Source organism: Streptomyces sp. NPDC046379, from assembly GCF_055587785.1.
The window spans coordinates 213,455-239,634 of sequence record NZ_JBVJFP010000012.1 but is presented as its reverse complement, the minus strand read 5'-3'; the positions used below and the strand labels follow the sequence as shown (position 1 = coordinate 239,634).

The following is a 26,180-nucleotide window of genomic DNA, read 5'->3' as shown; positions in this document are numbered from 1 at the left end:
GAAGAAGCCAGCCATGACTCCCACCGCACCCCGTCCACTCCCCCTCGCCGCCGCTCTCCTCACCGGGACCGTCGCGCTCTACATGGCCCTCGTCGCGTTCGGGAACATCACCGACTTCGGGACCAATCAGGCGTTCGTCCGGCATGTGCTGGCCATGGACACCACGTTCGAGGACGAGGACCTGATGTGGCGGGCGATCACCAGTGAAGGGCTGCAGGACGCGGCGTACGTGCTGATCATCGTCTGGGAGGCGGTCGCCGCGCTGGTGCTGGTCGCCGGGACCTGGCTGTGGTTCCGGCGGGCCCACGCGCGGGCCCGGCGGGTGTCGACGTACGGGCTGCTGATGGTGATGCTGCTGTTCGGGGCCGGGTTCATCGGGATCGGCGGCGAGTGGTTCGCGATGTGGCAGTCCGAGGACTGGAACGGGCTGGACGCGGCCACGCGGGTGTTCGTGCTCGCGGGCGTGGTGCTGCTCGTAAACCACCTGCCGCTCGGGCGGGACTCCGACGGCTCCGCTACTTGACGACCGTCACCGTCGTCCCGGCCGTCGCGAACTTCCACACCGCCGAGCCGTCCGCCGACCGCATGCGGATGCCGCCCGTCTGCGCGCCGGCCTCGGGCGGCGGGGGCGAGGAGCCGTCCACCGCGCTGGAGAAGGCGATGTTCACGCCGGACTTGGCGGTGAAGTAGACGATGTGCTCGATCGCCACGCCGTCCGACCCCGTCGTCGCCTCGGTGCGCGCGCCGACGGTGTACTTGCCGGGGTCGGGGTCGACCGTGCCCGGCCAGACGGTGAACGTGCGGCGCGTGCTGTCGCTGGCGTCGACCAGCCAGACGCGCCGCTGCCCGAGGGAGTACACGATCCGCCGTCCGGTGCCGGAGTCGTCCGGCACCGCGGCCGGCGGGCGGTCCTTCGGCCTGGCCGACGGTTTCGCGCTCGCGGACGCCGAAGGGGTCGGGCTCGCGACGGCCGTGGGGTGGGGGCCCTGCTCGGCCTGTACGGCCATGACGACGACCGCCGCCACCGCCCCCACGGTCAGGCCGCTCACCCAGGCCCACGAGGGAAGCCGTCGGGCAGGCACGGGCACGCATCTCCTCAGTCTCCGGCCCCCGACACCGGGGGTCGGATCATCGTACTGTGAGCGCCCGGGGCCTCAGTCAAGCACCGGCAGCAGCTCCGGCAGGTGCCCGTCCGACCGCGCCGCGGCCCGCTGCCGTTCCTCCGGGACCTCGCCGTAGAGGGTGGTGCGGGGCTTCGCCGGGCGGCCGGCCGCCGCGGCGATCGCGGTCAGGTCGCGCACCGACTTGTAGGAGCCGTACGACGAGCCGGCCATCCGGGAGATCGTCTCCTCCATCAGCGTGCCGCCGAGGTCGTTCGCGCCGGAGCGGAGCATCTCGGCCGCCCCTTCCGCGCCCAGTTTGACCCAGCTGGTCTGGATGTTGGGGATGTGCGGGTGGAGGAGGAGCCGGGCCATCGCGGTGACCGCGCGGTTGTCGCGGACCGTGGGGCCGGGGCGGGCGATGCCGGCCAGGTAGACGGGCGCGTTGGTGTGAATGAAGGGCAGGGTCACGAACTCCGTGAAGCCGCCGGTGCGTTGCTGGATGCGCGCGAGGGTGCGCAGGTGGCCGAGCCAGTGGCGGGGCTGGTCCACGTGGCCGTACATCATGGTCGAGCTGGAGCGGACGCCCAGGTCGTGGGCGGTCTCGACGACCTCGATCCAGGTGGCGGCGGGCAGTTTGCCCTTGGTGAGGATCCAGCGGACCTCGTCGTCGAGGATCTCGGCGGCCGTGCCGGGGATGGAGTCCAGGCCCGCCTCCTTCGCCGCCGTCAGCCACTCGCGGATCGACAGGCCGGTGCGGGTGGCGCCGTTGACCACCTCCATCGGCGAGAACGCGTGCACGTGCATTCCCGGCACCCGCTCCTTGACCGCCCGCGCGATGTCGAAGTACGCCGTCCCCGGCAGGTCGGGGTGGATGCCGCCCTGCATGCAGACCTCCACCGCGCCCACGTCCCAGGCCTGTTGGGCGCGGTCGGCCACCTGGTCGAGGGAGAGGGTGTAGGCGTCGGCGTCGGTGCGGCGCTGGGCGAAGGCGCAGAAGCGGCATCCGGTGTAGCAGACGTTGGTGAAGTTGATGTTCCGGGTGACGATGTAGGTGACGTCGTCGCCGACCGCCGACTTCCGGACGTCGTCGGCCACCTTGCACAGGGCGTCCAGCGCCGGGCCGTCGGCGTGCAGGAGGGCGAGGGCCTCGGCGTCGGTCAGGCGTGCGGGGTCGTCGGCCGCCGTGCGCAGGGCCTGGCGGACGTCCGTGTCGATGCGCTCGGGGACCATGCCGGGGGCGGCGGCCTCGCGCAGGGCGGTCCAGTCGCCGTACACCTCGTCGAAGTCGTCCCGGCGGTCGGTCGTACGGCCCTCGGTGTCGATCGTGGCGTGCAGGTCGGTGCGGCCGGACGCGGTGAACGCCTCGTCCGGCTCCTGCCAGGGCAGGCCGCGCGGCCGGGCGTCCTCGCGGGCCAGCCCCGTCTCCGGGTCGGCGAGCGCCGCGACGTGCGGGCGCAGCCGGGGGTCCAGCCAGGGCTCGCCGCGGCGGACGAACTCCGGGTAGACGCAGAGGCGCTCGCGGAGCGTGAAGCCCGCCGCGGCGGACCTGGCCGCCAGTTCCTCGATCTGCGGCCAGGGGCGTTCCGGGTTGACGTGGTCGATCGTCAGCGGGGAGACGCCGCCCCAGTCGTCGATGCCCGCGCCGATCAGCCGCTCGTACTCGCCCTCGACCAGGTTCGGCGGGGCCTGGAGGCAGGCGCCGGGGCCCATGATGTGCCGGGCGACGGCCACCGTGGCGACCAGCTCGTCCAGTTCCGCGTCGGGCATGCCGCGCATGGCGGTGTCCGGCTTGGCGCGGAAGTTCTGGATGATCAGTTCCTGGATGCCGTGGTAGGCGCGGGCGACCCTGCGCAGCGCGAACAGGGACTCGGCGCGCTCCTCGTACGTCTCCCCGATGCCGATCAGCAGGCCGGAGGTGAAGGGGACGGACGAGCGGCCGGCGTCCTCCAGGACGCGCAGGCGCACGGCGGGCTCCTTGTCCGGCGAGCCGAAGTGCGGGCCGCCGGGCTCCGACCACAGGCGGGTCGCGGTGGTCTCCAGCATCATGCCCATCGAGGGGGCCACGGGCTTGAGCCGCTGGAAGTCGGTCCAGCTCATGACGCCGGGGTTGAGGTGGGGCAGCAGGCCCGTCTCCTCCAGGATGCGGACGGAGACGGCGCGGACGTAGGCGAGGGTGTCGTCGTAGCCGTGCGCGTCGAGCCACTCGCGCGCCTCCGGCCAGCGGTCCTCCGGCTTGTCCCCGAGGGTGATGAGGGCTTCCTTGCAGCCGAGGGCGGCCCCCTTGCGGGCGATGTCCAGCACCTCGTCCGGCGACATGAACATCCCGTGCCCGGCGCGGCGCAGCTTGCCGGGGACGGTGACGAACGTGCAGTAGTGGCACTTGTCCCGGCACAGCCGGGTCAGCGGGAGGAAGACGCTCTTCGAGTACGTGATGACGCCGGGCCGCCCGGCCGCCGCAAGGCCCGCGTCCCGCACCCGGGCGGCGGACGCGGTGAGGTCGTTCAGGGCCTCACCGCGGGCCTGCAGCAGGACCGCGGCCTCGGCGACGTCCAGGGCGACGCCGTCACGGGCGCGTTTGAGGGCGCGACGCAGGGAGTTCTCGGTGGGTCCGGTTCCGGGGGCCGCGGAAGTCGTCATCCTTCGAGCATACGGTCGGGTCATCGGCGGCCCCGGGCTCACCGGCCGGCACGACGGGACGGCACGGGCCACGCCCACCGCGCCTCGCCGGTGCGGCGCGACCGAACGGACCGCGCCCACCGCGTCCCGTCGGTGGGACGGACCGTCACGGAGACGCGCGTGTCCGCATACGTACCGCGCGGGACGGCCGATGCGCGTACCGACCGGCCGACATCGCGCGCTCCCACGGCCGAGTACGGCCGAGTACGGCCGGGTACGGCCGTGTACAGCCAATTTCCCCGTCTTTCCGCGGCAGTTCACGCGCGTCCGGAAGAGTCGTGGCATGTGTGACGACCACCACGACCACGGCCCCGGCCGCCGCGCCCTCCTCGTGACGGGCGCCGCCGCCGCGCTGACGTCGGGAAGCGTGACCTTCGCCTCGGCCGCCGACGGCGGCCAGGAGACCCGGACCGTGCGCGGCACGCTGCCGCCCGGCTCCCCCGACTTCGTCTACCTCCCGGTCGAGGTCCCGGCCGGCGTACGGGAGATCAGGGTCGCCTACTCCTACGAGCGGCCCGCCGTCCCGGCCGGCACCCAGGGCAACGCCCTCGACATCGGCATCTTCGACGAACGCGGCACCGGCCTGGGCGGCAAGGGCTTCCGGGGCTGGTCGGGCGGGGCGCGCCGGGAGTTCTTCCTGCGCGCGGACGCCGCCACGCCCGGCTATCTGCCGGGACCGGTCCGCGAGGGCACCTGGCACATCGCGCTCGGCCCGTACACCGTGGCCCCGCAGGGGTTGTCGTACGAGATCACCGTCACGCTCGTGTACGGCGAGCCGGCGCCCGCCGTGAGCCCGGTGTACCCGCCGGAGCGGGCGAAGGGGCGGGGCCGGGCCTGGTACCGGGGCGACTGCCATCTGCACTCCTGGTACTCCGACGGCCGGCGCACCCCGGCCGAGATCGGCGCACTCGCCCGGGCGGCCGGGCTCGACTTCATCAACACCTCCGAGCACAACACCCACGCCGGGCACGCGCACTGGGCGGACGTCGCCGGCGACGACCTGCTGGTGATGCTGGGCGAGGAGGTCACCACCCGCAACGGTCACGTCGTCGCCGTCGGTACCGACCCCGGCACCTTCGTGGACTGGCGGTACCGGGCGCGGGACAACCGCTACGGACGGTTCGCCCGGCAGATCCGGCGGGCCGGAGGGCTGGTGGTCCCGGCCCACCCGCACGCCACCTGCATCGGCTGCAACTGGAAGTTCGGGTTCGGCGAGGCCGACGCGGTCGAGGTGTGGAACGGCCCCTACACGGCCGACGACGAGGTGTCCCTGGCCGACTGGGACGGCATGCTGGCAGCGTCCGTGCGCGACGGGCAGGGCTGGATCCCGGCGATGGGCAGCAGCGACGCCCACCGCGACCCGGACGTCGTGGGCCGCCCGCAGACGGTGGTCCTCGCCGACGACCTGACCCGCGAGGCGATCCTCGACGGCATCCGGGCGGGCCGCTCCTACGTCGCCGAGTCGTCGAGCGTGGTGCTGTCCTTCACGGCGGCCGGCGGGCGCGGCCGGCACGCGGGCATCGGCGAGCGGCTCGACGTCGCGGCGGACGCCCCGGTGACCGTCCGCCTGGAGGTCGTGGGCGCGCCGCGGTGCGTCGTCCGGCTCGTCACCGACCAGGGGGTGCTGCACACCGCCGGGCCGCTGCCGGAGTCCGGGGACGGCGTGGTGGAGTGGCGTACGACGCCCGCCTACGCGGCGTACGTGCGCGCGGAGGTCCGCCACGAGGCCCCGGCCGGACCGCTGCCCGGGCCGCCGGCGGCGTTCACCAACCCGATCTTCCTGGGCCGCGGCGCGGACCGAACCGCCGCCGGCGCGCGCTGAGACTCCGCCGGCGGGCACGGAACCCTCGCCGGCGCGCCCGGAACTCCCGTCGACGCGCACGGAAACCCCGCCGGCCGCCGCGCCCTCCGATTGTTCGACTCTGTCCGGAAGTGAGCGGAGAAGGTGTGGAGGTCGTGTGGAACACCGTTTGTTGGCTTGTGATCGGCGTCTCCCGCGGCTGACGCGTCCGGCATCGACAGGGCAAACTGACAGGGTTGCTCAGGGTGTCTAGGGGGACGGTGCGATGGACGGGGTACCGCGAGTGCCGGCACAGAGGCGCTCGGCCGCGGGCACGGACGCGGACGCGGTGGTGGGCGCCGCGCCGGGCGCGCTGCGCTTCGGTGTGCTCGGACCGGTGCGGGCCTGGCGCGGAGAGGAGCCGCTGAACACCGGCTCCCCCCAGCAACGCGCTCTGCTGGCGGCCCTGTTGCTGCGCGAGGGGCGGACCGCGACCGCGGCGGAGCTGATCGACGCGCTGTGGGGGCAGGAGCCGCCCTCGCAGGCGGTGGCGGCGCTGCGGACGTACGCCTCGCGGCTGCGCAAGGTGCTGGACGCCGGCGTGCTCGCGAGCGAGTCGGGCGGGTACGCGATCCGCTCGGTCGGCGACGGCGCACTGGACCTGGCGGTGGCGCAGGAACTGGCGGCCGCGGCGGAGAAGGCGCGGACGGCCGGGGACCTGTCGCAGGCGCGCGAGACCCTGAACCGGGCGCTGGCGCTGTGGGACGGCGAGCCGCTGGCGGGCGTGCCGGGACCGTACGCGCAGGCGCAGCGGGTGCGGTTGGAGGAGTGGCGGCTGCAACTCCTCGAAACGCGGCTGGACATGGACCTGGAGCAGGGCGGCCACGCCGAGGCGGTCTCCGAGCTGACCGCGCTCACCGCGGCGCACCCCCTGCGGGAGCGGCTGCGCGAGCTGCTGATGCTGGCGCTGTACCGCAGCGGCCGGCAGGCGGAGGCGCTCGCGGTGTACGCCGACACCCGCCGGCTGCTCGCCGAGGAACTGGGCGTCGACCCCCGTCCCGGCCTGCGCGAGCTCCAGCGCCGCATCCTCCAGGCCGACCCGGCCCTGGCGGAGCCGCCGGCGCCGGTGGGCGAACCGGCCGCCGTGGTCGTACGCCCCGCCCAACTCCCGGCGACGGTCCCGGACTTCACGGGCCGGGCGGCCTTCGTGCAGGAGCTGGGCGACATGCTGGCCTCGGCGGACGGCCGGGTGATGGCGGTGTCCGCCCTCGCCGGGATCGGCGGCGTCGGCAAGACGACCCTCGCGGTGCACGTCGCCCACCGGGCGCGGGCCGCCTTCCCGGACGGGCAGCTGTACGTCGACCTCCAGGGCGCCGGTCCCCGCGCGGCCGAGCCGGAGACGGTCCTCGGGTCGTTCCTGCGCGCCCTCGGCACGGCCGACTCGGCGATCCCGGACTCGCTGGAGGAGCGGGCGGCGCTGTACCGGTCGGTGCTGGACGGGCGGCGGGTGCTGGTGCTGCTGGACAACGCGAAGGACGCGGCGCAGGTGCGTCCGCTGCTGCCGGGGACGGAGGGGTGCGCGGCGCTGGTGACCTCGCGGGTGCGGATGGTGGACCTCGCCGGCGCGCAACTGGTCGACCTGGACGTGATGTCGCCGGACGAGGCGCTGGCCCTGTTCACGAGGATCGTGGGCGAGGAGCGGGTCGCCTCGGAGCGGGACGCGGCGCTGGACGTGGTCGCGGCGTGCGGTTTCCTGCCGCTGGCCATCCGGATCGCGGCGTCCCGGCTGGCGGCGCGGCGCACCTGGACGGTGTCGGTGCTCGCCGCGAAGCTGGCCGACGAACGTCGGCGGCTGGACGAGCTGCAGGCGGGCGACCTCGCGGTGAAGGCGACGTTCGAGCTGGGCTACGGCGCGCTGGACGCGGCCCAGGCCCGCGCGTTCCGCCTGCTGGGCCTGGCGGACGGGCCCGACATGTCCCTGGCCGCCGCTGCCGCCGTGCTCGACCTGCCGGTGGACGACACGGAGGACCTGCTGGAGTCCCTGGTCGACACGTCCCTGCTGGAATCGGCGGCCCCCGGCCGCTACCGCTTCCACGACCTGGTCCGCCTCTACGCGCGTGCGTGCGCGGAACGCGACGAACAGTCGTCCGGGGAGCGGGAGTCGGCGATGTCGCGGCTGTTGGACTTCTATCTGGCGACGGCGGCGGGGGTGTACGCGATCGAGCGGCCGGGGGACCGGCTGGTGGACCATCTGGAGCCCACCGATCATCCCGGCCTGCGGTTCGCCGACGGGGCCGGCGCCCTGGACTGGCTGTACACCGAGGCGGCGTGTCTGCTCGCCTGTGTGCGGCAGGCCGCCGGCACCGACCGTCTGCGCCGCGCCGTGGACCTTCTGTGGGCGGCCAAGGACCTCACCGAGTCGGGGGCCAACTCCCATCAGTACGAGACGACCGCCCGGGCGATGTGCGAGGCGACCCGCACCGCCGGCGACGTCCGCGCGGAGGGCCGGGCCCGCACGACGCTCACCAACGTGCTGCTGATCTCCGGGCGCATCCAGCAGGCCGAGGAGCAGGCGCAGCTCGCGATGGAGCTGGCGGCCGCCGCCGGAGACGACCGCGCGGTCAGCTGGGTCGCCAACGACCGCGGGCTGATCTCCCTGCACCAGGGCCGCTACGCGGACGGCAAGACGTTCCTGGAGCAGGCCATAGACGGCTACCGCGCGGCGGGCAACCGGCCCGGTGAGGCCCTCAGCCTGTGCAATCTCTCCCGCGCGCACCTCGGCATGGGCAACACCGACAAGGCCGTCGAGATCGCCCAGCGCGGTCTGGCCGCCCAGTTGGCGATCGGCCGCACGATGCGCCTGGCCAACGGGCACTTCACCCTGGGCATCGCGCTGACCCGGGCGGGGCGGCACGCCGAGGCGCTCAGCCAGTTCTCCGACGCGCTGCACATCTTCCGCGACCACCGCCAGCGTCTGTGGGAGGGCGTCACCCACTTCCGCGTGGCGGAGGCGCACTTGGCGGCCGGCCGGCCCGCACAGGCGGCCCAGCACGCCGAACAGGCCCTGTCCCTGGGGTGCATCGGCGGCGACCGGATGCGGGGCAACGTCCTGGCCCTGCTCGGCCGGGCGCTGTCCGGCCTCGGCCAGGCGGACCGGGCGAAGGCCTGCTGGCGGGAGGCGCTGACCCTGTTCGAGCAGCACGGCGGGCTCGTCGAGGCGGACCAGGTGCGCGGTCTGCTCTCCGCCGAGAAGGCGGCGTAGGCATACGGAGACACGTCTACGTACGGGCGTTCAGCATTCGTTTATCGCGGCACGGCACTGTGGTGCCTGTCGGACCGTCGCGTCGGGGGGCAGGCGGTCCAGCAGGGAGCACGCCGGGTTACTGTGCGGCTCCGAACGCCCGTCCGGCGGTCCTCGGGGGAACTTCCGGGCGGGCCTTCCTCACTCGTCACCACTGCAGAGGAACCAGAACCATGAGCGAGAACCTCAAGGACGCCGCGGCCGTACCGCAGGACAACGCGATGCCCGCGCCGCCCGCCATGGACGAGGCCGTCACGACGCTCGACAACGCGATGCCGACGCCGCCCAAGGGCGGGGCGGACATCACCACGCTCGACAACGCCATGCCGGCCCCGCCCACCAAGGGCGACATCCGCACCATGGACAACGCCATGCCCGCCCCGCCCGCCCTCGACCTCGACGGTCGCTGACGGGCCCACGCACCTTCATCCCGGCGGGGGGATCGGCCGCGACGGCACCTGGGGGAGCCGTCGCGGCCGACGTGCGTCCGACAGCGTGTCAATTCCACTGTCGTTCATGGAGATTTCGAGCCGTCGGAGTGTGAACCCACCCATCGCGCGGAGATCCTCTTGTCATGAACCTGTTGTCCGACAAGCGGGCAACGACGTCATGGAGGTGTGGGATGCACCGCAGACTCGGCACCGCTCTTGCCGCCTCGACCTTCGCCCTCGGCGCCGTCGTCGCCACCGCGACCGCCGCCGGAGCCGCGCCGGCCGACAAGCCGCAGGTGCTGTCCAGCTGGACGCAGACCAGCGCGACGAGCTACAACGCCTGGGCCGCCGCCCGGGCCAACCAGTCCGCCTGGTCCGCCTACGGCTTCGACTGGTCGACGGACTACTGTTCCACCTCGCCGGACAACCCCTTCGGCTTCCCCTTCTCCATGTCCTGCGCGCGCCACGACTTCGGCTACCGCAACTACAAGGCGATGGGCACCTTCTCCGCGAACAAGTCCCGCCTCGACAGCGCCTTCTACGAGGACCTCAAGCGCGTCTGCAACCGATACAGCGGCGCCACCAAGACCAGCTGCAACAGCACGGCGTGGACGTACTACCAGGCCGTGCGCGCCTTCGGCTGACCGGACGGGACCGACCGGGCACGGGCCGCGACCGGATCAGGCCGCGCGGGCCGTGCCCGTTCCCTTCTCCGCGTCGAGCGCGTAGACGCAGCGGTCCTTGCTGCACGCGTACACGATGCCGTCCCTGACCACCGGCGAGCCGGTGATCTCGCCGCCGGTGGCGAGCTTCCAGCGCAGCCGGCCGTCGTCCGCCTTCAGGGTGTAGAGCAGGTGGTCGGTGGAGCCGAAGTGGATCCGGCCCTCCGCGACCGAGGGCGCCCCCACGATGTCGCCGCCCGCCTGGAAGCGCCACTTGGGCGTGCCGGTGACCGCGTCGAGGGTGTAGAGGCCGTTGCCGCTGCCGACGTGCACATGGCCGCCGGCCACCAGCACCGGCTCGACCGAGGCCCGCGACTCGGTGGCGATGCGCCAGCGGTCGCGCCCGTCGGTGGGGTCGAGGGCGTAGACGGTGCCGAGGTAGTCGGCGAGGTAGACCCCGCCGCCGGTGACCGCGGGGCCGGGCGCGAAGGCGGGCGGGGACAGGAACACCGCCGGCGCCTCGAAGTGCCAGCGCACCCGCCCGGTCGCCGCGTCGGCGGCGATGACCCGGGTGCCGGCCGAGAGGTAGACGAACCCGTCGGGCGCGGCCGTCAGCCGGACCGGGACGCCGCCGCAGGAGGCCGCGTCGCCGATCGGATAGGACCAGCGCTCGCTGCCGGTGCGGGCGTCCAGCGCGCGCAGCCGGGCGTCCTGCCAGACGTACACCGTGCCGTCGTGCACGGCGGGCCCGGCCTCGGGCGACTCGAAGTCGGTCTGGCAGCCGGTCGTCTCCCACAGCTTGCGCCCGTTGGCGGCCTCCCAGGCCTGGACCCCGCCGCCGCGCGTGCCGGTGACGACGGTGCCCCGGTCGGCCTTGAGCGAGTACACCCAGGCGTCGGTGGACTGCCGCCACAGGTCACCGCCCTCGCGGGCGTCCAGCGCGAACAGCGTGGGCCCGTCGGAGGCGTGGATACGGCCGTCCGCGACCGCCATCGACCAGGCCACGTCACGGGTCTTGAACCGCCGCCGGCCGGTCGCCACGTCCAGGGCGTGCACCTCGAAGGAGGTGACGTAGACCAGGTCGCCGGCGACTGCGGGGGTGCCCCAGACGTCGTTGGACATGCGGAAACGCCACGGGCGCCAGCCGGTGGACGCGGGCTCGGCGGGGGCGGCCGGGGCCTGCGGCGCGGGGTCGGCGCCGTTGACGCCGGGGCGGGGTCTGGCCCAGGACGCGGCGAGGCCGGCCTCCGGCGGGGGCGCCTTGACGGCGGCGGCGCGGGCGTCGGCGACGCGCGGACCGGGGCCGATGGGCACGGCGGCGCCGGGCAGCCGCACGGGCCCGCCGTCGAGGCCGCCGGGCGGGACGGGCGGCGCGGTGGGCGGCGGGGCCGGAACGGCCGGGTCGTGCGGGGGCGGCGGCGGTACGGCGGGCCGGCCCCCGGCGCTGCGGCCCTGGCCGGACGCGGGCCTGGGGGCGGGTCTGCCGCCGCGCCGGGCCTCGATCAGGGCGACCGCCTTCTCGGGCAGCCAGGCGGACGCCGTGCCGCTGTCGTCGGAGCCGGAGCCGAACAGGTGCGGGGCGAGCTGCGCCTGGAGGTCGGCCGGGGTGGGGCGGGCGGTCGGGTCCATCTGCATGCAGGACTCGATCAGCGGGCGCAGCTCGTCCGGCAGGCCCTCCAGGTCCGGGCCCTCGCGCAGCAGCATGAACACGGTCTCGACCGGGTTGGCCCCGTGGTAGGGCGGGTGTCCGGTGGCGGCGAAGACGAGCGTGGAGCCGAGGGAGAAGACGTCGCTCGCACCGGTGACGCTGCGCGAGTCCTTGGCCTGCTCCGGGGACATGTAGGCCGGGGTGCCGACGGCGACGTTCGTCATCGTCAGACGGGTGTTCGACACGCCGGAGGCGATGCCGAAGTCGATCACCCGGGGGCCGTCCTCGACGACGAGGACGTTGGACGGCTTGAGGTCGCGGTGGACCAGCCCGGCGCCGTGGATCGACTGGAGCGCCTCGGCGACGCCCGCCGCCAGCCAGCGCACCGCCTGGGCCGGCAGCGGCCCGCAGTCGTTCACTATCTCCTCGAGGGAGGGCGCGGGGACGTAGGCGGTGGCCAGCCACGGCACGGCGGCGCGCGGGTCGGCGTCGACCACGGCGGCCGTGTAGAAACCGGAGACCGCGCGGGCCGCCTCCACCTCGCGCGTGAAGCGGACGCGGAACAGCTGGTCCTCGGCCAGCTCGGTGCGGACGGTCTTGATCGCCACGCGCCGGCCGGACGCCGAGCGCGCGAGATAGACCAGCCCCATGCCGCCGGCCCCCAGCCGTCCCAGCACCTCGAACGGCCCGATCCGCCGCGGATCGTGCTGCGTCAGCTGATCCACCACTTGCCTGCCACCTCCCCGTACGAGCCGCGTCACCCACTGATGTGTACGCGGCCGAAGTGCAGCGTCTCACCACCGCACCGCCGCGGCGGCACGCACCCCGATTCTTCCTGTCCCGGCCACAGGTTGCGAACCCGGTGACAATTGGGATGTCTCGTGTCATACACCGGCAAAAACGGGGAAGAACCGGGGCCTATCAGCGCTCCAGCACCGCGAACGACGCCCCCTGGTCGTCGCTGACCACTCCCACCGTGCCGTACGAGGCGCCGAAAGGGCCCGCCTGGATCCGGCCGCCGAGCCGGCGCACCTCGGCGAGCGCGGCCGCGCAGTCCGCGACCCGGAAATGGACGAGGAAGTGCGGCGGCATCTGGGCGGCGAAGAGGTCGGTGAGCGGGGCGCGGCCGAAGTCGGGCTCGGCGTCGGGGCCGAAGAGGGCGTCGTGGAAGAGGCCGCCGTAGAAGGCGTTGGCGGCCCCGGTGTCGCGGGCGTACAGCTCGGCCCAGACGAAGGCGCCCACCTCGTGGCGCACGCCGAAGCCCTGGAGCCGGCCCGGCTGCCACAGGCCGAAGACGGCGCCCTCGGGGTCGGTGGCGAGGGCGGCCACGCCCAGGTCGCCGACCGGTGCCGGAGCGGTGACGACCTGGCCGCCGGCCGCCATGATCCGCCGGCTCAGGGCGTGCGCGTCCGGCGTCGCGAAGTACACGGTCCACACGGTGGGCAGCCGGCCGTCCGTCTTGCGCGCGAGCCCGGCGACCGGCTCGCCGCCGAGACGGGCGCGCACGGTTCCGCCGTGCGACTCCTCGAAGGACCACCCGAGCAGCTCGCCGTAGAACCGCTTGCCCGCCTCGACGTCGGCGAGCTGGGCGTCCAGCCAGCAGGGGACGCCCTCCGTGTACTGCGGTGCCCTGTTTTCGGCCATACAGCCAAACTAGCGGCGGCGCGCGCACGCCGCCCACCAGGCACACCACGCCCGATTCACCCGTGCACCCCATTTGCAGTCGGCCAAATCGCGCTCCCACCCCCCGTCGGTAAGCTGACGGCATGACAGGACAAGTGCGCACCGTCGACGGCCGGGTGGCCGGCCGGCGCGGGCAGGCGACGCGGCAGAAGCTGCTCGACTGCCTCAGCGAGATGCTCAGCTCCTCCCCGTACCGGGACGTCAAAGTCATCGATGTGGCCCGCAAGGCGGGCACGTCGCCCGCGACCTTCTACCAGTACTTCCCGGACGTCGAGGGCGCGGTCCTGGAGATCGCCGAACGCACGGCCGCCGAGGGGGCCGGGTTGCTGACGCCGCTGCTGGAGGGTCGCACCTGGGCGGGGCGGGCCGGCTGGCAGACCGCGCAGGAACTCGTGGACGGTTTCCTGGATTTCTGGCGGAAGAACGACGCGATCCTGCGGGTCGTGGACCTCGGCGCGGCCGAGGGCGACAAGCGGTTCTACAAGATCCGCATGAAGCTGCTGAACTCCGTGAACAACTCCCTGGTCGACGCGGTCGCCGAACTCCAGTCCAAGGGACGGGTGGACAAGGACGTGAACCCCGCGGCGATCGCGGGTTCGGTCGTGGCGATGCTCGCGGCGGTGGCCTCGCACCAGAAGGGGTTCACCTCGTGGGGCGTGAAGCAGGCCGAACTCAAGCCGAATCTGGCACTGTTGGTCCATCTGGGGATCACCGGAAAGAAGCCGACCAAGTAAGCGGCGGAAAGCGCGAGTCCTGTCAGGCAGGCGGTGGTCCACCCCGGTGGACCACCGCCTGTCGCGCTTTTCGGCGCCGGAGGGGAACGAGATGGCACTGAACCGCGAAGAGCGCGAGAAGTTCCTGGCCGAACCGCACGTCGCCGCGCTGGCGGTGGCCGCCGGGGAAGGGAGGGCGCCTCTGACGCTGCCGATCTGGTACCAGTACGAGCCCGGCGGCGAAGTGTGGATCATGACGGGGGCGGACTCCCGCAAGGCCGCGCTGATCGAGGCGGCGGGCAGGTTCTCGCTGATGATCGACCGGCTGGAGCCGACCATTCGCTACGTGTCGGTGGAGGGCCCGGTGACCGGCGTCGCACCCGCCGCGCACGAACACCTCCGGGAGCTCGCCGTGCGCTACCTGCCTGCCGAGAAGGTCGACGGCTACGTGGCCTTCGCCGAGAAGAACCACGGCGAGCAGATCGTGATCCGTATGCGGCCCGAACGGTGGGTGTCGTCGGACCTGGGCCGGGTCTGACAATCGGGGACATGGAACCGGATCTTCACGAACTGCTGAGGTCGCTGCGGGTGTGGGACCCGGCGGTCACGCACCTGCCGCCCTTCGACCCGGCGACCGCGCCCGCCTCGCCCCTGCCGCTGTTCACCGCGTGGTTCGCGCAGGCGGTCGCGGCGGGCCAGCCGGAGCCGCACACCATGTCCCTGGCCACGGCCGACGAGGAGGGCCTGCCGGACGTGCGGATCGTGATGCTGCACGGCGCCGACGCGGCCGGCTGGTCCTTCGCCACGCACGCGACGAGCCGCAAGGGCCGCCACCTCGCCTCCCGCCCGTACGCGGCCCTCGCCTTCTACTGGCCGGCGCTGGGCCGCCAGATCCGGCTGCGCGGCCCGGTCACGCCGGCCACGCCGGAGGAGTCCCGCGCCGACCTGCACGCCCGCTCCACGGGCGCCCTCGCGGCGGCCCTCACCGGCCGCCAGAGCGAACCGCTGGGCTCCCTGGAGGAGTTGGCGACGGCGTCGGAGTCCGCCTGGACCCGCGCCGCCGGGACCCCTGGGGCGCACGCCCCGACGTGGACCCTGTACCGCCTCGCCCCCATCGAGGCCGAGTTCTTCCAGGGCGACGCCCACCGCCGGCACGTGCGCCTGGTGTACCGGCGGGAGGAGGGCGGGGGGAGCTGGACGCGAGGGCTCGTCTGGCCGTGAGGGCGGCCGGGGCATCGGCCGGGACGACGCATCGGGGGTGGGACGGGGGCTTGTCCGGCCGCGACGGCGGCCGGCGGCGTCGGCCGGGAGGGCGGATCGGGAGTGGGACGGGGGCTTGTCCGGCCGCGACGGCGGCCGGCGGCGTCGGCCGGGAGGGCGGATCGGGAGTGGGACGGCGCATCGGGAGTGGTGCGGGGCCCCGGTCCGGGGCGGACGGTCGAACCGGCCCCCACCGCACCGGCCCCGCCGCACCGGGCGCCCGGCCCGTGACCCGCCCGTCACCCTGCCGGGAGCCGTGGCCGGGACGGCGCACCGGGGGTCGGCCGGGAACCCGGTCCCGGGACGGCCGATCCAGCCCTCGGCGCTCGATCCAGCCCTCGGCGCTCGATCCAGCCCTCGGCGGGCGGCCCGCTCGCGGGACGGTCGATTCCCGTCCCGCGACGGCCGGTCGGCCGTCCCGCCCCGGGAACCGCAGGCGGGGCTGCCGACCGCCCCGCCGCTCGCAGCCGCCCCGGCTCACACCGTCCGTTCGCCCACCAGGTCCCCCCGGTCCGACGCCGGACCGGGCACCGCACCGGATGCCGTACCGGAGGCCGTACCGGATGATGTGCGGGACGTCTCGGCCGCCGGGTCGTCCGGTGCGGGGGGCGGTTCCGGGGGCGGGTCCGTGGCCAGGCGGGCGTGGAGGTGGACGTCCCTGAAGCGGTCCTGGCGGTTCGCTTCCCACATCGCGCCCCGGAGGGTGCCCTCGTAGGGGAAGCCGCAGCGTTCCGCGATGCGGCAGGAGGCGTCGTGGCCGAGGGCGTGGCCCAGTTCGAGGCGGTGCAGGCCGAAGTCGGTCAGGGCCCAGCGGGCGGCGAGGGTGAGGGCGCGGGTGGCGGCGCCCCGGCCGCGGGCCTCGGGAAGGATCCAGTAGCCGACGCGGGCGACGCGCAGGACGGGGTCGATGTCGTTGACGCCGATATGGCCGAGAGTCGTCCCCGAAGAGGCGTCCGTGACGCGGAAGGACACGCTCGTGCAGCCTGCCTCGTGGTCCGCCCTGGCACGCAGGGAGGTACGGGCGGCGGCGAGGTCGGTGATCGGATTGCGGGGGGTGTTCCAGCGCCGGAATTCCGGGTCGGACATGCCGCGCAGCCAGTTTCTGACGTCGTCCTCGGAGTCCGGGTCCCAATCGCGTAAGCGCAGTCCCAGGCCGTGGAGTTCGGGGTGCGGAGGGTCGCACGGGGTCAGCGCGCGTATGTGGGCCATGGGGCCATTGAAGCCTCTTGCGACGGCTGGAACACGCCCTTTCACCGCCCTCCCACAAGCACCGGTCCAGCCGGTGAATTGCGGCCGGGAACGTCCCTCCGCCCGCGGCGCGCGGTCTGTGCGGTTTATCTGAATCCGTGCACCGGCCATGAGCCCCGAAGGGGCGTCGCCGATTTCGCCGAGGAGCAGGTGGGTTCGCAACCGCAAGCAAGCCGAGGAAAAAATATCGATCCGGTGCCGGAACGAAGGGGCAGTCGAGGTGAGGCACGGCGGCAGCGCGCTCACCGGTCCCCCCGCACCGCCACGCGCACCCACCACCCACGACCCGGACATCCCCGCTCACCCACCCCCGGACATCCCCGCTCACCCACCCGCACCGAGCGTGCACATCCGTGCGACATCAGTCACACCCCGCCCCATCCCGACGCATCCCTCCGGCGGATGATTACGCTCCGGTGCTATGCCCGACTCCACTGCACCCGCCGACGCCGCAGGCCCGAGACCCGCCGACCGCCCCGTCTACGTCATAGGCGGCGGACCCGGCGGACTCGCCACGGCCGCCGCGCTGCGCGCCCGGGGCATACGCGCGGTCGTCCTGGAGAAGTCCGACCGCGTCGGCGCCTCCTGGCGGCGGCACTACGACCGGCTGCGGCTGCACACCACCCGCAGCCGCTCCGCGCTCCCCGGTCTGCCGATGCCGCGCCGCTTCGGCCGCTGGCCGGCCCGCGACGACATGGTCCGCTATCTGGAGAAGTACGCCGAGCACCACGAGCTGGAGATCGTCACCGGCGTCGAGGTCTCCCGCGTCGAGCCCGCCCCCGACGGGGGCTGGCTGCTGCACGCCACCGGCGGACGCCGGCTGACCGGCGGCGCGGTCGTGGTCGCCACCGGCCACAACCACACGCCCCGGATCCCCGACTGGCCGGGCCGCGACGGCTACACCGGCGAGTTCCTGCACTCCGCGGACTACCGCGACGCGTCCCCCTACGCCGGCCGGGACGTGCTCGTCGTCGGCGTCGGCAACACCGGCGCCGAGATAGCCGTCGACCTGGTCGAGGGCGGCGCTGCGCGGGTACGGCTCGCGGTGCGCACGCCGCCGCACATCATGCGCCGGGCCACGCTCGGCTGGCCCGCCCAGCTCACCGGCATCCTCGTCCGCCGGCTGCCGACCGGCCTGGTCGACCGGCTGGCCCGGCCGGTGGCGCGGCTGGCGGTGCCGGACCTGTCCGCCCACGGGCTGCCCCGCCCCGAGGCCGGCCTCTACACCCGGGTCAAGCAGGGCTCGGTGGCCGTCCTGGACGTCGGCCTGGTGGACGCGGTCCGCAAGGGACGGGTGGAGATCGTCGCCGCCGTGGAGTCCTTCGAGGACGGCGAGGTGGTCCTCGCCGACGGCGACCGCATCGCCCCGGACGCGGTGATCGCGGCCACCGGTTACCTCCGGGCCCTGGAGCCGCTGGTCGGCCATCTCGGGGTCCTGGACGAGCGGGGCCGGCCGGTGGTGCGCGGCGCCCGCAGCCCGCGCGACGCGCCCCGCCTCTACTTCACCGGGTTCACCAACCCCATCAGCGGCATGCTCCGCGAACTGGCCCTGGACGCCGAGAAGATCGCCAAGGCCATCGCCCGGAAGGACGCGGCGAAGGTCGCCGTGCTGCCCGGACACGCCACCCGGTAAAGCGAGCTGACGCTCCGTCAGACGGCGGCGGGCGTCTCCCGAACCGGCCGCCGGCGGATCACCAGCGCCATCAGCGCCGCCGCCGCGCACAGCGCGCCCGACGCGTACCAGACGACGTCGTACGATCCGAAGACGTCCCGCGCGACGCCGCCGAGGAACGCCACCGCGGCGGCGCCGACCTGGTGGGAGGCGAGCACCCAGCCGAAGACGATCGCGCTGTCGTCGCCGTAGTGCGCCCGGCACAGGGCCATGGTCGGAGGCACGGTGGCGACCCAGTCGAGGCCGTAGAAGACGATGAAGAAGACCATCGGCGGGTGCACACTGGGCGCCAGCAGGATCGGCAGGAACAGCAGGGAGACGCCGCGCAGGGCGTAGTAGACGGCGAGCAGCCGGCGGGCGTCGTAGCGGTCGGTGAACCAGCCGGAGGCCACCGTGCCGATGACGTCGAACACCCCGATGACCGCGAGCAGCGAGGCCGCCGCGGTGATCGGCATGCCGTGGTCGTGCGCGGCGGGCACGAAGTGGGTCTGGATCAGGCCGTTGGTGGAGGCTCCGCAGATCGCGAAGGAACCGGCGAGCAGCCAGAAGGGCCCGGTGCGCATGGCCGACCGGAGGACGGTCACGGCCCGCCGCGCGGCCCCGGGCACGGGGGCCGGCTTCGGTACGAACTCCTTGGCCCCGTACGGCTTCAGGCCCACGTCGGCCGGGTGGTCGCGCAACAGCAGCCAGACGAACGGGACGACCGCGAGAGCGGTGACGGCGACCGTGACGGCGGCGGGACGCCAGTCGTCGCCGCGCTCGACCATCCAGGACAGCAACGGAAGGAAGATCAGCTGCCCGGAGGCCGCGGCGGCGGTGAGGATGCCGGTGACCAGGCCGCGGCGCTCGGTGAACCAGCGGTTGGTGACGGTCGCCGCGAACGCCAGCGCCATCGACCCGGAGCCGAGGCCGACGAGCAGGCCCCAGCACAGGATGAGCTGCCAGGGCTCGGTCATCCACACGGTCGCGCCCGAGCCGACCGCGATCACGGTCAGCGCGGCGGCGACCACCCGGCGCAGGCCGAAGCGGTCCATCAGCGCGGCGGCGAAGGGCGCGGTCAGCCCGTAGAGGGCGAGGTTGACGGAGACGGCGGCGCCGATCGTGCCGCGCGACCAGCCGAACTCCTCGTGCAACGGGTCGATGAGCAGTCCGGGCAGGGAACGGAATGCGGCGGCGCCGATGATCGTCACGAAGGCGACGGCGGCGACGAACCAGGCGCGGTGGACGCGGGGCGGGTGCGGCCGGCGGACGGCGGGCGCGGCATCGGTCGTCTGGGTCACGCCGTAGAGCTTCGCGGGTGCGGATCATACGATCGAGTGGCCGGAGGGACAGTGTTCGCTAGGATCGGGCCATGAGTGGGGGAATCCGCAGGCCGGGGAGCGAGGGCTTGCGTCCGCACCGGGTCGTGGTGCTGGCCCTCGACGGGCTGCTCCCCTTCGAACTGGGCATCCCGCACCGCATCTTCGGCCGCCCCCGGGACGCCCGGGGGCGGCGGCTGTACGAGGTCCTGACCTGCTCCGTGCGCCCGCCGGGCCCGGTCCGCACGGACGCCGACTTCACCGTCCACGTCGAGAACGGGCCGGAGGTCCTCGCCGACGCCGACACCGTCGTCGTCCCGGCCTCGTACGAGCTGGGACCGGTGTTCGAGGAGGGGGTGCTGACGCCCGAGCTGGCCGACGCGCTCGGCCGGGTCCGCCCCGGCGCCCGGCTCGCCGCGATCTGCACCGGAGGGTACGTGCTGGCCGCCGCCGGTCACCTCGACGGACGCCGGGCCACCACGCACTGGGCGCAGGCCGAGCACTTCCAGCGGCTGTTCCCGAAGGTGCGGGTCGACGCGGACGTGCTGTTCGTCGACGACGGCGACGTGCTGACCTCGGCGGGCGTCGCGGCCGGCATCGATCTGTGCCTGCACATGGTGCGCCGCGACCACGGCACGGCCGTCGCCAACGAGGTGGCCCGGCGCACGGTGGTGCCGCCGCACCGCGACGGCGGGCAGGCGCAGTACATCCAGCGGCCGGTGCCCGATCCGGGGGCGTCGACCACGAGGACGGCGCGCGCCTGGGCGCTGGGGCGGCTGCACGAGCCGATCCAGTTGCGCGACATGGCGGAGCAGGAGGCCATGTCGGTGCGCACCTTCACCCGGCGGTTCCGCGAGGAGGTCGGCGTCAGCCCCGGTCAGTGGCTGACCCGGCAGCGGGTGGAGCGCGCCCGGCAGCTGCTGGAGTCGACGGAGCTGTCGGTCGACCAGGTGGCGCGGGAGGCGGGATTCGGGACGGCGCAGTCGATGCGGCAGCACCTCCAGGCGGCGCTGGGCGTGACGCCGACGGCGTACCGGCGGACGTTCCGGCCGGGTTTTCCACAGGGTGTGGACAACGCGGGACGCTGCTGAGGCCGACGGGAGCGTCGAGACCGGGAAAACCCCGGACCCTCGGCACCGGCGCACGGTGCTGATTCCGGACGGCGGCGCCCGCGGCGGCCCGCCCCGAGCACGGCGCCGAAGGACGCCGCCGTCCGGCTCCGGCGCGCCCCTCCCCGATCCCTCGGCTCCCCGCGGGGAACCGGCGCCGAAACACGACCCGCACTCGCCGAGGGCTCCCGTCACCGGAGCTCTCGCCGTCCCCTCGCGGCGAGCCGTTGCCCACAAGCGTGATCAAACGGACATCGGGCGTCAACACCCCGGCGGAAATTTGTTACTTACGTCCCATTTGCTGGACGGCGCACATGGAAGCACACCCGGCGCACGGCACTTCGCGCGGACTCCCGCCGTACCGGTTCGGACCACGCAGCCGCGCATCCGTCCGCACGGTCACACACGGGCCCGCACGCCCGCGCACCGGTCGGCACCCGCCCGCCGTACGCCGCACACCGGCCGGCGCCCGCACCCGCACGCCCCCTTCGAAGGCCCGCACACCGGCCCGGTCACACGGCCTCGTACGTGAACCCCTCGTATCCGCCGCGCCCCTCGAAGCCGTACGTCACCGCCGCGCGTGCCGTGCAGCAGTCGAGTTCGCACCAGATCTGCTTGCCCGCGCCCTCGGGGCTCCAGCCCCAGCGGTCGGCGAGGCCGTCGACCAGGGCGAGGCCCCGGCCGCCGGTCTGCTCGCAGTCCACCCAGCGGGGCATCGGGGCCCGGGTGCTGGCGTCGGCCACCTCCACCCGCACGGTGGCCGACTCGGCCGGCGCGGGGGGCAGCGACAGCCGCAGCACGGCCGGACGGCCGGTGTGCACCACGGCGTTGGTGACCAACTCGGACACGAGCAGGACCAGCGTCTCGGCCAGCGGGTCGTCGGTCCCTATGCCCGAGCCGGCGAGCCGGGAGCGCGCCCACCGCCGGGCACGCCCCACTTCAGCGGGGTCGGGCCGGATTTCCAGCTGCACTTGAAGCACCTGCACCGCTCACACCATCCGAACCGGTGGACACAGAGGCTCGCACCTCATGAGGGCCACGATCGTAGCCATTTTCTGCATGACCAGAACAACGGCCAGAGCAGGGATCACGGAAAGTGATTCCCTTGCGAGACAGCTTGGTTGACGTTGCGTCACCTGAACAAGCGCTTCGGGCATATTCCAGCGCGAAGGAGTACCCGTGCGGCATACTGTGCGACGCTCACCGACGGGGGTAGAAGCGCTTTTCACTCGCATCCCACCCAAGGTACCGGAGTGAACCCCCGACTCCGGGACGTGACGAGTCACGCCGGGGACACAACTTCGCTTCCACGCTCAGTAACCGCACCAATGCCACGATGCGTGACAATCGAGGGTGTGTTCAACGGCCGGGGCGGCGCCATCCGTTGTCACCCGGTGGTCATCCGTGGACGGTGAAGTAGCGGGCGAAGGCCGGCACGATCTCCGCCTCGGTCACCTTGCCGTCGCCGTCCGCGTCCAGGGCGGCGGCGGCCGCGCGGGCCACGGCCTCGGGGACGCCGAACGCCCGCAGCGCGCGCACGGCGTCGCCGACGGTGACCGTGACCGGGCCGTCGCCGTCGCCCCGCGTGCCGGCCACCTCGACGGCGGCGTGCAGGAAGGGGCGGGCGATCTCGGCGAACCGCTCCGGGTTGTCGCTCAGCCGCTTGACCGCGCCGTTCACGAACTCCTCGCGGGTGACGCGCTGATCGCCGTCGCGGTCGGCCATGCCCGCCATGCCCTGCCAGAAGGCCTCGGCGCCGCCGAACAGCGCCTGCCCACGGTCGGAGCGGGGCGCGACGCCGAACTCCGCGAGCAGCGCCTTGGCCGCTCCGTAGAAGTCCGCACGGTCGATGCAGCCGTTGCCGTCCTGGTCGAAGGTGGCGAACCTGGCCGCAATCCTGCGCTCGTACTCGTCGCTGACCATGTCTTTCGGGCCGCCTCACGTCATCTCGTATCCGGGGTGCGTCTGGCTGGGAGCGTACGACGCCGGGGCCGGGCCGGTCGCGTGCGGGCGGCGGTTGTGCCAGGACCGGGGGAATTCCGGGACAACGGTGCGGCACGGGGCGGGCGCGGGCCGGCAGGGGCGGGTGTTCAGGCCGGCAGGGGGCGGGCGTCCTCCGACACGGCCGACGCGAGGTCGGGATGGACGTCGAACAGGCGGCGCACGCCCAGCGCGCCCAGCACCCGGTTGACATGGGAGCCGTCCACGGCGCCCTCGGCGGGCAGGATCAGCCGGAGCCGGCCCTGGCAGGAACGCAGCAGCCTGCGGCTGGCGATGAGCACTCCGACGCCGCTGGAGTCGCAGAAGAAGACCTCCGAGAGGTCCAGGACGAGACTGTGGCGGCCCTCGGCGACCTCGTCGTGCACCCGCTGGCGCAGCATCGGCGACGTCACCAGGTCCAGTTCGCCCGACACCCGGAGCACGGCCCAATTGCCCTGCTCGCCGCCGGTCACATTGAACGCCACCACCATGCCCTTCGTTCGCCGGACTTCCGGCCCCCACCGGAGAAACGGAAGCTTTTCCTACGCTTCCTTGCAGCGCGGCTGCCCACCGGCCGTTCCCCGAAACACGTCCGCGGAAACGGCGATCAAAGGAAAGAGGCTTGATTACGTCGGCTTCGATCCTGTTCGGTCAAAAACGATCGTCCCCCAGGAGTCGTCGCCGTCGGCGCCCGTCGGTCAATGTCGTTCAGCCCTCTACCACTACGGGGTCGTCCAGGGGCGCACATTGCCGCAAAGGGGCGTGCGTTCTCCAACGCGCCGACTACATTCGAGGTGAGGACCGGTGCCGGCGAACGCTGAGGGAGGGGGCCGCATGGCGAAGAGGGACGCGTCGCCCCACTGGGACCGCACGATGCGCCGGCGCCTGGCCCGCGGCGAGGCCGCCGCCCTCGGAGAGCTGTACGACCGGTTCTCCTCGCTCGTGCACAGCCTCGCCCACCGCGTCCTGGGCGACGAGGAGGGGGCCGACGCCGTCACGCACGAGGTGTTCGTCCGCATATGGGAGCGCCCCGAGTCGTACGACCCGCAGCAGGGCCCGCTGCGCACCTGGGTGGCCGACCTCACCCACCGCATCGCCGTCGAGCGCCTGCGCGCCACCGGGACGACGGCGTTCGACGGGGACGACGAGGCCTCGGAGGCCGGCCGCCAGGAGCTGGAGCGGAAGGTCCGCCGCGCCTCGGTGGCCGCCCGCGCCGACTACATCGCGCACGCCATGCCGTCCCCGCTGCGCGCCGCGCTGGAGCTGGCCTACTTCCAGCGCCGTGACTACCGCCGCACCGCCGCCGACCTCGGCGTCACGGAGGACGAGGCCCGCCGCCGGCTCCGCCTCGGCCTCCAGCTGCTGGCCACCGCCTACGACACGGACACGCCGGGCGCGCCCCCGGGATACGGGGGCGCGGCGTGAACGAACCCGGCCCCGGGGAGCAGGGCGGCCACGACGCCCCGCGCGCGCCCCGCATCCCGCCGCCCCGCGCCTCCGTCGAGGACGGCGACCGCCCGCTGCCCGCCCTCGACGCCCTGCGCGCCGCCCCTGCCCCGCCCCCGCCTCCTGCGCCCCCGGTGCTGGCGCACCCGGTGCTGAAATCGCTGCTGGGGGCCTGGGCGCTGGCCGCGTGCTCGGCGGAGGAGTCGGCGGCCGTGGAGGACCACCTGGGCGAGTGCGGCGACTGCGCGGACGAGGCGCGCCGGCTGCGTGAGGCGGTCGGCCTGCTGCACCGCCCCGAGAGCCTCGACCTGGACCCCGCCCTGCGCGCCCGCGTCCTGGGCGCCTGTCTGGACCGGCGCCCGCCGCGCATCCCCGTGCCCGAGTGGGCGGAACCGTACGACGCGGAGACGGCGCGGCTGGACGCCCTGCTCCAGGACTTCGGCACGGCGGAGTGGCACGCGCCGGTGCGGCTGCGCTGGTTCGACGGCGAGGAGCCGGCGAGCCGTCGTACGACGGTGGCCGGGGTGATCGCGCACCTGCTGGCCGTCGACGGGCTGATCGCCCTCGCCCTGGGCCTGGACGACCCGCTGGGCGAGACGCCGGCCGGGCCGACGCCGGCGGCGCGCACGGAGGCGTACTGGCAGGCGTCGCACGTCCCGCCGACGGGGGCCGTGCGGGCGCCCTGGCGGGCCCAGTCGCACGAGCTGGTGCGCACGGCGTCCTTCACCGGCGGGCGGGGCGGCGGGCTCCCGGTGCCGTACGGCGACCTCGAACTGCCGCTGCACGACGCGATGATCGACCGGGCGTTCGAGTGCTGGGTGCACGCGGAGGACATCGCGGACGCGGTGACCTACCCGTACGAGCCGCCGTCCCCGCGCCATCTGCACCGCATGATCGAGCTGGCCGCGCGGTCGCTGCCGGGCAGGCTCGCGGAGCGCCGGCGCTGGGGTCCGGCCGCGCCGGCCCGCCGTCCCGCCACCGCGGGCCGTCCGGGCCGCACCCTCCTGCTGGAGATCGAGGGCGCGGCGGGCGGGAAGTGGCTGATCCCGCTGGACTCCCCCGCGGCGTCCGCCTCGGCGGACCGCACGGTGGCCCACATCGCCCTGGACGACGTCGAGTTCTGCCGACTGGCCGCGGGCCGCGTCTCCCCGCAGGAGGCGGCCACGGGCCAGGAGGGCGACCCGGTGGCGATCAGGGACGTGCTGTCGGCGGCGGCGTCCCTGAGCCGCATGTAGGGCACCCGCGCGAGGCCGGCTACGCGAAGACGACCGTCCGCCGGCCGTTGAGCAGGATGCGCCGCTCGGCGTGCCACTTCACGGCGCGGGCGAGGGCCTGGCACTCCACGTCGCGGCCGATGCCGACGAGCTGGTCGGGGGTGACGCCGTGGCCGACGCGCTCGACCTCCTGCTCGATGATCGGGCCCTCGTCCAGGTCGGCCGTGACGTAGTGCGCGGTCGCGCCGATCAGTTTCACGCCCCGGGCGTGCGCCTGGTGGTACGGCTTGGCGCCCTTGAAGCTCGGCAGGAAGGAGTGGTGGATGTTGATGATCCGCCCGCTGAGCTGCTTGCACAGGTCGTCGGAGAGGACCTGCATGTACCGGGCGAGGACGACGAGTTCGACGTTCTCCTCGCGCACGATCTCCAGCAGCCGCGCCTCGGCCTCGGGCTTGGTCTCCTTCGTCACCGGGATGTGATGGAAGGGGATGTCGTACGAGCCCACCAGCTCGGCGAAGTCCGTGTGGTTGGACACGACGCCCGCGATCTCCACCGGCAGCGCGCCGATGCTCGCCCGGAACAGCAGGTCGTTCAGGCAGTGCCCGAACCTGCTGACCATCAGCAGAATGCGCATCTTCTCGTCGGCCCGGTTGATCTGCCAGTCCATCTGGAAGGAGTCGCCGATCGCCGCGAAACTGGCCCGCAGCTTCTCCAGGGTCACCGGCGGCTCGGCGGAGAAGTGGACGCGCATGAAGAACAGACCCGTGTCGTGGTCCCCGAACTGCTGGCTGTCCTCGATGTTGCAGCCGGTCATGAACAGGTAGCTCGACACGGCGTGCACGATGCCCTGCTTGTCCGGGCACGAGAGGGTGAGGACGTACTGGTCGGCCGGGGCCGCGGCTCGGGTGGACTGCTCGTTCATGCAGCACAGGGTCGCACAACGAGCCGCGCGGGCG

The 26,180-nt window shown here is 73.8% G+C and carries 21 protein-coding genes and 1 pseudogene; 12 read left to right on the top strand and 10 right to left on the bottom strand.

Annotated features, from left to right (window positions below):
• Positions 1-13 precede the first annotated feature (13 nt).
• Positions 14-523, top strand: a complete 510-nt coding sequence (locus tag ACZ6KF_RS22360) for a DUF2165 domain-containing protein (protein WP_356629822.1) — start codon at positions 14-16, stop codon at positions 521-523.
• Here ACZ6KF_RS22360 and ACZ6KF_RS22355 read toward each other — a convergent pair.
• Together ACZ6KF_RS22355 and ACZ6KF_RS22350 are read right to left on the bottom strand one after the other, a co-directional pair.
• Positions 516-1,088 (bottom strand): hypothetical protein, encoded by a 573-nt coding sequence (locus ACZ6KF_RS22355; protein WP_469176748.1) that lies wholly within the window; start codon positions 1,086-1,088, stop codon positions 516-518. The two genes, ACZ6KF_RS22360 and ACZ6KF_RS22355, sit on opposite strands and share 8 nt — an antisense overlap.
• 66 nt (positions 1,089-1,154) lie before the next feature.
• Positions 1,155-3,740 (bottom strand): bifunctional FO biosynthesis protein CofGH, encoded by a 2,586-nt coding sequence (locus ACZ6KF_RS22350; RefSeq protein ID WP_469239741.1) that lies wholly within the window; start codon positions 3,738-3,740, stop codon positions 1,155-1,157.
• A gap of 322 nt (positions 3,741-4,062) precedes the next feature.
• Here ACZ6KF_RS22350 and ACZ6KF_RS22345 point away from each other — a divergent pair, with 322 nt between their 5' ends.
• The 4 genes from ACZ6KF_RS22345 (at position 4,063) to ACZ6KF_RS22330 (ending at position 9,935) form a co-directional block, all read left to right on the top strand.
• The gene (locus ACZ6KF_RS22345) at positions 4,063-5,601 is read left to right on the top strand and encodes a CehA/McbA family metallohydrolase (protein WP_469239739.1); all 1,539 of its coding nucleotides are present in this window, start codon (positions 4,063-4,065) and stop codon (positions 5,599-5,601) included.
• A gap of 244 nt (positions 5,602-5,845) precedes the next feature.
• Positions 5,846-8,821: an SARP-family global regulator AfsR gene (afsR, locus tag ACZ6KF_RS22340; RefSeq protein ID WP_469158668.1), complete on the top strand. Its 2,976-nt coding sequence runs from the start codon at positions 5,846-5,848 to the stop codon at positions 8,819-8,821.
• Between the two features lie 212 nt (positions 8,822-9,033).
• Positions 9,034-9,270, top strand: coding sequence for a regulatory protein AfsS (afsS, locus tag ACZ6KF_RS22335; protein ID WP_356629812.1), 237 nt, complete (start codon positions 9,034-9,036; stop codon positions 9,268-9,270).
• Between the two features lie 212 nt (positions 9,271-9,482).
• Entirely contained in the window at positions 9,483-9,935 is a 453-nt protein-coding gene (locus ACZ6KF_RS22330; protein ID WP_356629810.1) for a phospholipase, read from the top strand.
• A gap of 36 nt (positions 9,936-9,971) precedes the next feature.
• Here the strand turns inward: ACZ6KF_RS22330 and afsK are convergent, their stop codons facing one another.
• Together afsK and kbpA are read right to left on the bottom strand one after the other, a co-directional pair.
• A complete protein-coding gene (gene afsK, locus ACZ6KF_RS22325) occupies positions 9,972-12,329 on the bottom strand; it encodes a protein serine/threonine kinase AfsK (protein WP_469239737.1) in 2,358 nt (785 codons plus the stop codon).
• A 193-nt stretch (positions 12,330-12,522) separates the two neighbouring features.
• Positions 12,523-13,245, bottom strand: a complete 723-nt coding sequence (gene kbpA / locus ACZ6KF_RS22320; protein WP_356629806.1) for an AfsK-binding protein KbpA — start codon at positions 13,243-13,245, stop codon at positions 12,523-12,525.
• A gap of 134 nt (positions 13,246-13,379) precedes the next feature.
• On the opposite strand from kbpA, the gene ACZ6KF_RS22315 reads away from it, so the two are divergent.
• The 3 genes from ACZ6KF_RS22315 (at position 13,380) to ACZ6KF_RS22305 (ending at position 15,218) form a co-directional block, all read left to right on the top strand.
• A complete protein-coding gene (locus tag ACZ6KF_RS22315) occupies positions 13,380-14,018 on the top strand; it encodes a TetR family transcriptional regulator (RefSeq protein WP_356629872.1) in 639 nt (212 codons plus the stop codon).
• A gap of 91 nt (positions 14,019-14,109) precedes the next feature.
• Positions 14,110-14,535 (top strand): pyridoxamine 5'-phosphate oxidase family protein, encoded by a 426-nt coding sequence (locus ACZ6KF_RS22310; protein WP_356629804.1) that lies wholly within the window; start codon positions 14,110-14,112, stop codon positions 14,533-14,535.
• A gap of 11 nt (positions 14,536-14,546) precedes the next feature.
• Entirely contained in the window at positions 14,547-15,218 is a 672-nt protein-coding gene (locus ACZ6KF_RS22305; protein WP_356629802.1) for a pyridoxine/pyridoxamine 5'-phosphate oxidase, read from the top strand.
• A 651-nt stretch (positions 15,219-15,869) separates the two neighbouring features.
• Here ACZ6KF_RS22305 and ACZ6KF_RS22300 read toward each other — a convergent pair.
• Positions 15,870-16,466: pseudogene (locus ACZ6KF_RS22300) on the bottom strand (GNAT family N-acetyltransferase); the annotation flags it as partial.
• A 460-nt stretch (positions 16,467-16,926) separates the two neighbouring features.
• Between ACZ6KF_RS22300 and ACZ6KF_RS22295 the strand changes: the two are divergent.
• The gene (locus ACZ6KF_RS22295) at positions 16,927-18,138 is read left to right on the top strand and encodes a flavin-containing monooxygenase (protein ID WP_469239734.1); all 1,212 of its coding nucleotides are present in this window, start codon (positions 16,927-16,929) and stop codon (positions 18,136-18,138) included.
• A 17-nt stretch (positions 18,139-18,155) separates the two neighbouring features.
• Here the strand turns inward: ACZ6KF_RS22295 and ACZ6KF_RS22290 are convergent, their stop codons facing one another.
• Positions 18,156-19,457: an MFS transporter gene (locus ACZ6KF_RS22290; RefSeq protein WP_469158663.1), complete on the bottom strand. Its 1,302-nt coding sequence runs from the start codon at positions 19,455-19,457 to the stop codon at positions 18,156-18,158.
• 71 nt (positions 19,458-19,528) lie between these two features.
• Here ACZ6KF_RS22290 and ACZ6KF_RS22285 point away from each other — a divergent pair, with 71 nt between their 5' ends.
• Complete coding sequence (locus ACZ6KF_RS22285) at positions 19,529-20,566, top strand: GlxA family transcriptional regulator (protein ID WP_469239732.1); 1,038 nt, start codon at positions 19,529-19,531, stop codon at positions 20,564-20,566.
• 530 nt (positions 20,567-21,096) lie between these two features.
• On the opposite strand, the gene ACZ6KF_RS22280 is transcribed toward ACZ6KF_RS22285, so the two are convergent.
• The 3 genes from ACZ6KF_RS22280 to ACZ6KF_RS22270 all read right to left on the bottom strand — a co-directional run bounded on the left by ACZ6KF_RS22280 (position 21,097) and on the right by ACZ6KF_RS22270 (position 23,055).
• Positions 21,097-21,555 carry an ATP-binding protein gene (locus ACZ6KF_RS22280; RefSeq protein ID WP_356629792.1) on the bottom strand — a complete coding sequence of 153 codons (459 nt, stop codon included), beginning with the start codon at positions 21,553-21,555 and terminating at the stop codon, positions 21,097-21,099.
• 427 nt (positions 21,556-21,982) lie between these two features.
• Positions 21,983-22,507, bottom strand: coding sequence for an EF-hand domain-containing protein (locus ACZ6KF_RS22275; protein WP_469176758.1), 525 nt, complete (start codon positions 22,505-22,507; stop codon positions 21,983-21,985).
• A 167-nt stretch (positions 22,508-22,674) separates the two neighbouring features.
• Complete coding sequence (locus ACZ6KF_RS22270) at positions 22,675-23,055, bottom strand: STAS domain-containing protein (protein WP_356629788.1); 381 nt, start codon at positions 23,053-23,055, stop codon at positions 22,675-22,677.
• A 343-nt stretch (positions 23,056-23,398) separates the two neighbouring features.
• On the opposite strand from ACZ6KF_RS22270, the gene ACZ6KF_RS22265 reads away from it, so the two are divergent.
• The gene (locus ACZ6KF_RS22265) at positions 23,399-23,989 is read left to right on the top strand and encodes a sigma-70 family RNA polymerase sigma factor (RefSeq protein WP_356629786.1); all 591 of its coding nucleotides are present in this window, start codon (positions 23,399-23,401) and stop codon (positions 23,987-23,989) included.
• Positions 23,986-25,245: a maleylpyruvate isomerase mycothiol-dependent enzyme family protein gene (locus ACZ6KF_RS22260; RefSeq protein ID WP_469239730.1), complete on the top strand. Its 1,260-nt coding sequence runs from the start codon at positions 23,986-23,988 to the stop codon at positions 25,243-25,245. Before ACZ6KF_RS22265 ends, ACZ6KF_RS22260 begins: the two co-directional genes overlap by 4 nt.
• Before the next feature lie 19 nt (positions 25,246-25,264).
• On the opposite strand, the gene purU is transcribed toward ACZ6KF_RS22260, so the two are convergent.
• Positions 25,265-26,146, bottom strand: coding sequence for a formyltetrahydrofolate deformylase (purU, locus tag ACZ6KF_RS22255; protein ID WP_356629782.1), 882 nt, complete (start codon positions 26,144-26,146; stop codon positions 25,265-25,267).
• Positions 26,147-26,180: the final 34 nt, after the last annotated feature.

Bases quoted from the DNA above. Each gene is read 5' to 3' on its own strand.
- ACZ6KF_RS22310 (WP_356629804.1), top strand. From the start codon at position 14,110: ATGGCACTGAACCGCGAAGAGCGCGAGAAGTTCCTGGCCGAACCGCAC.
- afsS (WP_356629812.1), top strand. From the start codon at position 9,034: ATGAGCGAGAACCTCAAGGACGCCGCGGCCGTACCGCAGGACAACGCG.
- ACZ6KF_RS22360 (WP_356629822.1), top strand. From the start codon at position 14: ATGACTCCCACCGCACCCCGTCCACTCCCCCTCGCCGCCGCTCTCCTC.
- purU (WP_356629782.1), bottom strand. From the start codon at position 26,146: ATGAACGAGCAGTCCACCCGAGCCGCGGCCCCGGCCGACCAGTACGTC.
- ACZ6KF_RS22305 (WP_356629802.1), top strand. From the start codon at position 14,547: ATGGAACCGGATCTTCACGAACTGCTGAGGTCGCTGCGGGTGTGGGAC.
- ACZ6KF_RS22285 (WP_469239732.1), top strand. From the start codon at position 19,529: ATGAGTGGGGGAATCCGCAGGCCGGGGAGCGAGGGCTTGCGTCCGCAC.
- ACZ6KF_RS22345 (WP_469239739.1), top strand. From the start codon at position 4,063: ATGTGTGACGACCACCACGACCACGGCCCCGGCCGCCGCGCCCTCCTC.
- ACZ6KF_RS22270 (WP_356629788.1), bottom strand. From the start codon at position 23,055: ATGGTGGTGGCGTTCAATGTGACCGGCGGCGAGCAGGGCAATTGGGCC.
- ACZ6KF_RS22265 (WP_356629786.1), top strand. From the start codon at position 23,399: ATGGCGAAGAGGGACGCGTCGCCCCACTGGGACCGCACGATGCGCCGG.
- kbpA (WP_356629806.1), bottom strand. From the start codon at position 13,245: ATGGCCGAAAACAGGGCACCGCAGTACACGGAGGGCGTCCCCTGCTGG.
- afsR (WP_469158668.1), top strand. From the start codon at position 5,846: ATGGACGGGGTACCGCGAGTGCCGGCACAGAGGCGCTCGGCCGCGGGC.
- ACZ6KF_RS22330 (WP_356629810.1), top strand. From the start codon at position 9,483: ATGCACCGCAGACTCGGCACCGCTCTTGCCGCCTCGACCTTCGCCCTC.
- ACZ6KF_RS22295 (WP_469239734.1), top strand. From the start codon at position 16,927: ATGCCCGACTCCACTGCACCCGCCGACGCCGCAGGCCCGAGACCCGCC.
- ACZ6KF_RS22275 (WP_469176758.1), bottom strand. From the start codon at position 22,507: ATGGTCAGCGACGAGTACGAGCGCAGGATTGCGGCCAGGTTCGCCACC.
- ACZ6KF_RS22350 (WP_469239741.1), bottom strand. From the start codon at position 3,740: ATGACGACTTCCGCGGCCCCCGGAACCGGACCCACCGAGAACTCCCTG.